Raw genomic sequence first — 6,497 nt, 5'->3', positions numbered from 1 at the left:
CGTCTGTTCTCCAATACCTGGAATCGAAGTCAACAGCTCGCGCTGCTGTTTTAAATGCGGATGTTGGTCAAAATGATCGCTAATCATTTTTTTGATTTCGGCTTGTTGTTCTTTAATGTATTCCAAATGAGCTTTCGTAAGTTTAGCTACGGTTTCTGTAGCTGTTTCCAAACGATTCTCTTCCTGTTGATACATCTCGGTTAAAGATTCTAGTCGTCGCAATAAAGCTTGTAAATCCTTGACTTCGAGCGGAGTTGGCTTCCAAAATGACGGTTTAATCGCCGCACAAAAACGAGCAATCAATGCTGCATCTACAGAGTCAGTTTTGGTACGTAAAAGTTCGCTTTTAGCAAACCCTTTAATCCGAGCCGGATTAACCACACTCACCTGGTAGCCTGCTTCATACAGAAACTCAGCTAGGGCATCCCCGTAAATGCTCGTGGCTTCCATGCAGGCATGAAGTTCTTCAACACCTTGTTTTCCCGGCCACTGATTTAAGCTCTCAAACCCTTCGGTATTATTCGTGAACTTTTTGGGTTTTGAGCCACGTTCTTCTTTCAGTAAAAAAACATGAAAGTCTTTTTTACTGATATCTATGCCTAAAAATGTCGGTGTCATTGTTTGCTCCAAGCTCCCTGTTTGTATGAAAGAACATGACAGGCAATTTAACTAACCTTATAAATGCAGGCTGTCCCGTGAAAACGAGCGCCTAAGATACTGTCCAGTTTTTTTGTATGCGCCTGTCATCAGTAATGGGAGCTTATCTACACAACAGACTTGTGATAGTCACTCGGGGCGGGCCAACTTCACCAATTTCTGATGTCCGATCACAACACTTTCTACTGTCATTTGTACCTATAGGCAAGAAAATTTAATGGTTTCTTTATATTTACTCGTGTTAGGATTCAGTTACAACCGTGTCTGCGGTTTGATTACAACCGTGTCTTCGGTTCTATAGCCTGCGGTCTACGGTTTGATCGCCTGACTCTTTTAAGATACAAGGGGCGGGTTCGCCAACAGCTTTAAACGAAGCAGATAGGTTAAATAAACCCGCCCCAATCCCACGAAAAATGCCTAATTGAATTGGTGCAAGATATGAGTTTAACCGCCTAAAGAAACCGGGTTTTTGGCAAAATCTGTGCGCCGCAACCCCATCTTAAAACAAAAACCCGGTTTCTCACCGCCATGCCCAATTCCTGAAAAAAATTTTTTTTAGCGCTTCGCGCCAGAGAGAAAAGAGGAAAAAGAGCAAAGGGCAAAAGAGCAAAAGAGCAAAGAAGAGTCCTCACAGGGAAGACAGGGAGGAAGGGACAGCCAAAGCTACCGCAACACGAAAACCCCTGCCCCTGTACGAGTTGCCCGCAGAGTTGTAGTTGCGGGCGGCAGCACGGCAATGGACCGCATCGTCGAGCCACGAACCACCACGCAGCACTCGGTTACTATCTCCGCCAGTTGTCCACGAAGTACCATCAGATGGCGCGCCATTGTAATTACCATGCCAAGGATCAGCGCACCATTCCCAAACATTGCCCTGCATATCGTACAAACCAAAAGCATTCGGGGGAAAACTTCCCACCGGAGTAGTTTCTTGACGATAAAGTCCTTTTGGTGCAGAACCGTAGGGATTATTGCCGTCATAATTAACTAAATCTGGAGTAACAGTCTCCCCGAAGTGAAAAGCTGTTGTCGTACCTGCCCGACAAGCATATTCCCACTCAGCCTCACTCGGCAAACGATAGGTTTTTCCAGTTTTCTCAGACAACTTCTGACAAAAACTTACCGCATCATTCCAAGTTACTTGTTCCACAGGCCGTTTCCCACCTTTAAAAGACGATGGGTTATTGCCCATCACCGCTTGCCACTGTTCCTGAGTAATGGCATATTTCCCTAAATAGAATGGCTGGGCAAAAGTTACTGGATGCTGCGGGCGTTCATTATCGTTACCTTCTCCCGACGGTGAACCCATCATAAAACTACCCGCTGGAATATGCACCATTTCCAGTTTCACCCCATTACCCAAATCTTCCTCTTTTTGATAAGCCTTCCCCGACTGCTTGCTAGTTTGTTTCCCGTACTTATCCACCGTGATAATTTCAAAAATAAATGCTTTACCTTTGCTAGCTTCTTCCTCCCGACGCAAACGTTCCGCTTCTGCTTGCTGGCGTTGGCGTTCCCTTTCCTTTGCTGCTTGACGCTGGCGTTTCCCTTCCGCCTCCCGTTTTCTCTCCTCCAATACAGCCAAAGCCACATCGCGAATATGCAAAACACCCGGTAAACTCGGATTGATTTGCAACGCCCGATTAAAATCTTCGATCGCCCGTTCCAACTCTCCCAACTTCTGATAAACTAACCCGCGATAGTGGTAAACACTCGCCTCATTCGGATTCAGCCGCAATACTTGGTCAAAATCAGCAATTGCGCCCTGATACTCCACAATTTGATAGTAAGCCAAACCGCGCTGCAAATTCGCCTCAAAGCGAGAACCATCTAACTGCAAAACCTGATGAAAATCAGCAATCGCCGCCGAATATTCCCCATTTTTCGCCCGTTGCAAACCCCTTTGCCAACAACACTCAATGATGCTTAATTGTAAACTCGCCTCCAAACCTCGCGAACATTGATTTAGCTTAGTTACATAGGGTTCATCATCAACCGTCAAAGCCGCAGCCAAAACATTTAATAACTGACTTTGTTCAGGAATCGCCAAACCATGCAGCCTCAACCAATCTTGAACAGACAAATACAACTGTGCAGCAGCCCACTGCTTGTCAGCCAAAACCAATAGTGAGACAGCTAAATCCAAACGCAAATCAGCAATCAGTGCCGACTCTTCTTCAGCCAAATAATCATACAATCCCTGATAATAACCAACCGCAATTTCCGTCAGAATATTCTGTTCATCGGCGGGCATCTTTGCCAACATTTCCGGGAGTAACTGCGGTAAAAAAGGTGTTTTTCGCTCATCTGGAGGCAAAAACATCAGACAATATTCATCAACAATTAAGCCCGCGATTAAAGCATGGCAAATGCCAATAAATTCTGCTAAATCATTATAATCATTTTTGCTGTCGAGTTCATAGGGACGATTAATTTCGCTTAAATCTTCTCCATCTTCCAGGGCATCCCGTTCAATTTCCAAGATTCGTAAATTTTGCTGATGGCGTTTAACTGCTTTTTCACCAAAACGGAGATCGAAATCAGCAACAGGTTTACCAGAGTCAATATACGCTTGTCGTTTTGTTTGCCAATTGACCGCCCGTTGTTTGGCAAAATCATACAATGTCTCAACCCAAGGTAACTGATTGATTGGAGTTTTGTAGCGATACTTTGTGAAATTAATATGCCAAAAGCCAAAACGCAGATAAAACTTATCATGGGTAGCAGATGAGTCTAAAATCAGAGTAGGAATCACGCGCAAACCTGCAAATAAGTTTTCCGCCGCCGCTTCTTCCCGAAAAACATTAGTCCGCCAAGAACCGCCCATAAATTGTACTGGCCGACCATCGCTCATATACTTATCTAGGAAGTTTCGCAAATAATTGCTTAAAAACTCCTCAGATACCGGAAAATTTTGATTTCCTTTAGCAGCATCGTGAGTCAAGACTGGCGGTGACAAGAAAACTCGTAAAATCGGAGTATCTTCGGGATTGATGTTGGCAATAATGTTTTCAGCGGTAACTAGAATCGGCGAATTTTCTAAGTTTTTTTGCTTGACAATGGCGACAATTGCTGTTTCGCGATTTACCTGAGCAATTTCTCGTGCTAAAAGTGCGTCTAACTGTTTTAATTCTAATTGGATTTGACGCTGTTCGGCGATGCAGAATTTTTGCAATTCAGCGCGAAAAACTTCTAGTTGGGCGCTATGTTCGCGATTGAGTTTGCCTTCATTGGCTTGAAAATCCCGATTGAGTCGGGCTAATTTGTCTTGTAATTCGCGGTTAAGCGTGCCTTCATGGGCTTGAAATGCGATATTCATTTCGGCGAGGTATTTCTGCAAGCCTCGGTTTAAATCGCCTTGTTCTCTTGTCACATCAAGACTAGCTTGATGTTGCAAGTTTTGAACGATGGTAATTTTTTGTTGTAATTCTCGTTGTTTGTTGGCGTTATCAATGGCAGTTTCTGAATTAATTGTAGCAATAGATATGCCAGTTTCTGCTTGGCGGTCTTGCCGATATTTCTCTGGCATAAATATGGATTTGGAAGTATCTTTTATGTGATCCCAAATTCCTTTCTTTCCTGGTAATGCTTTGGTCATAATATTTCCTCCAGTGGTTAATGTTTAAAGTTGACAAGATTAAGAGAAAATTTCAAAGCTAAACTGACTAATTTGCTCAATTATGATGGTAATTCGCCCAACTTCCTGTCAAAAACTGACTCGTTGGCAGTAATTTTATCTGCCCTAACTAAAGCTGGCCCAAGTATACCAATTTAAAAAATCTTAGTTGAGTTTGTGTACTCAAGTATTGTCACGCTGGTGCGTCGCTGTAAGATTTTCTGTTTTTTTTGTATTATCAAGGGCGACACACCCTACCAATATTATTGTTGCATTGATTTTTCATACTTGGTATTACTTTGTCTCCAAGAAACCGGGTTTTTTCGGGAGTTTTTTCGTAATAACGAAGTATTTGGGAAAAAACCCGGTTTCTGGGCCTCTCGTCTACCCGACAGAAATGCGGACTAAAGTCCTCACTACGAACCGTAAAGCAAAAGTGAGATTCTCCCCAAAAACCCGGTTTCTGGGCCGTCGCGCAACCATGATTCATCAATTAAGTTTTTGCGCCGCCTCCCACTGCAAATAATAGGTGGGCTGCACCCTCTAGATTTGTATCGGCGCGTCCTATTTCTTTATGGTCTACATTATAAATGTGACCATTCTCTATTTTCCCGATAAAATTGTCCGCTGAGGAATAGTTATATTTATAGACTTCTCCATTGTCTTTGAAGTAACCGACTTCCCACCCAGATGAATTATACATTGTATGCCCTCGAACATCACCGACATCAACGGTGTGACCGTTTAGCTGATGCAGATAAATGTGGCCGTCATCCCGGATGTCTATGTGGGGGCCGTTCATGGTACGATCGCCCCCAGGAACAGTTGCATAGGATGAGTTGACCGTCCAAGGTTGTTGGTGATGGGAATCTAGGGCTGATGTTTGATGCCAGTCTTGATGTTGCGGGTGCTCAACCCATGCAGATTGGTGGAAATCTGGAATGATTTCTGGTTGGTTGACTGGGTGATTTAGATGCTGTGAGTCTAGGGCTGATATTTGATGTAAGTCTTGATGTTGGTGAGAAAAGTCTTGATGTTGGGGATAGTCTGTCCATCCAGATTGAGAGAAATCTGGTAAAATGTCTGGTTGGTTCGTGTGAACAAAATTAGGCTGTTGAGAGTAATCGAGTAAATGATTTTGTGGTAAGCTCAGGTCTAAATGTGGATCTGAATGTTGAACGGTATGCGGCGTGTCGATGCCCAAAGATTGCAGAAAATCATTGAGTTGAAATTGCGGGCTATTTTGTCCGGCATCGGGAAGATGATTATTCATGGCGAGTCACCAAAATCATAGCGATGTCTTGATTGTAGCGTAAATTTTCAAATTTATATATGACGGCTACAAAAAGTTATTTTACAGGGTAGATATAGATTTATAAAGTTAAATTAAGGAAGGTTGTCATTGGGAGAAACGAAACAATCGCCAAGACTAAGATTGCTTCGTTCCTCGCAATGACAGATATAGATATTTATTTATGTCAACAATTAAAGGCTTTTATCTAAAAATTTTAATTAGTTATAGAAGTGATTGAGACGTGTTGTTTTAACCGCAAAATTACGCCATCAACTCATCCAACGCCACACTAAAACCGGGCAACACAAGCTGAGTCTTCGCCACATCACCAGGCTTAAATAAAACTGTCGCACCTTGAGTAATTACTAACACCCAACTACTCTTTGGAAATAGCAGCCAAACTTCCAAACAACCAGACTCTAAATACTCCTGTGCTTTTGCAAAAACATCATCAGCAAAATCATTAGGTGAAACAATCTCAGCTACCAGCGGAAAACTCTGCGGCAAAACTGAAAACTCTCCAACTTGTGCTAACAGTTCAGGAGTAATATAAGATATATCGGGTATTCGCCCTTTTTTCAGAGTTTGACAAGTGACTTCCACATAAACCTCACCCCCTTGGGCGCTTGAGATCATGTAACTTCTCCAGTAATAATCGAGCTTTGATTGAATGCGACGAGTCTTTGCAGTCATTCCCGGTTTCCCTACTACTTCTCCATTCACAAATTCTACAGGATGTTTGACTATCACTTTACCGTCTGCCCACTCCGTCCCGTCAGGAGGATTTTGCATCCATTCTTCCAAAGTTAAATCTAACTGTTCTACACTAAAACTTGTCATCTGATTCACCAATTTTACTGCTAGTATCGATTTTATCATATCTGCCAAAACATGAAAAAATCCTTGAATATGCGGCAGCTAGCCAGTCGC

The 6,497-nt window shown here is 42.9% G+C and carries 4 protein-coding genes; all 4 read right to left on the bottom strand.

Annotation, left to right across the window (positions count from 1 at the left end; translation table 11 throughout):
• Positions 1-618, bottom strand: a 618-nt coding sequence (locus JGK36_RS21030) for a transposase (protein ID WP_293197907.1), incomplete at its 3' end; no start/stop codon positions are given.
• A 667-nt stretch (positions 619-1,285) separates the two neighbouring features.
• Positions 1,286-4,255, bottom strand: coding sequence for an SUMF1/EgtB/PvdO family nonheme iron enzyme (locus JGK36_RS21025; protein ID WP_293197905.1), 2,970 nt, complete (start codon positions 4,253-4,255; stop codon positions 1,286-1,288).
• Between the two features lie 511 nt (positions 4,256-4,766).
• Positions 4,767-5,546, bottom strand: coding sequence for a hypothetical protein (locus JGK36_RS21020; RefSeq protein ID WP_293184185.1), 780 nt, complete (start codon positions 5,544-5,546; stop codon positions 4,767-4,769).
• Between the two features lie 282 nt (positions 5,547-5,828).
• Positions 5,829-6,446 carry a Uma2 family endonuclease gene (locus tag JGK36_RS21015; RefSeq protein WP_366516588.1) on the bottom strand — a complete coding sequence of 206 codons (618 nt, stop codon included), beginning with the start codon at positions 6,444-6,446 and terminating at the stop codon, positions 5,829-5,831.
• Positions 6,447-6,497 lie beyond the last annotated feature (51 nt).

This window comes from Microcoleus sp. PH2017_35_SFW_U_B (genome assembly GCF_020737865.1).
Taxonomy (GTDB): Bacteria; Cyanobacteriota; Cyanobacteriia; order Cyanobacteriales; family Microcoleaceae; genus Microcoleus.
This window is presented reverse-complemented; position numbering and strand designations above follow the sequence as displayed.

Excerpts from the sequence above, each read along its gene's own strand:
- JGK36_RS21025 (WP_293197905.1), bottom strand. The coding sequence starts at position 4,255 with ATGACCAAAGCATTACCAGGAAAGAAAGGAATTTGGGATCACATAAAA.
- JGK36_RS21020 (WP_293184185.1), bottom strand. The coding sequence starts at position 5,546 with ATGAATAATCATCTTCCCGATGCCGGACAAAATAGCCCGCAATTTCAA.
- JGK36_RS21015 (WP_366516588.1), bottom strand. The coding sequence starts at position 6,446 with ATGATAAAATCGATACTAGCAGTAAAATTGGTGAATCAGATGACAAGT.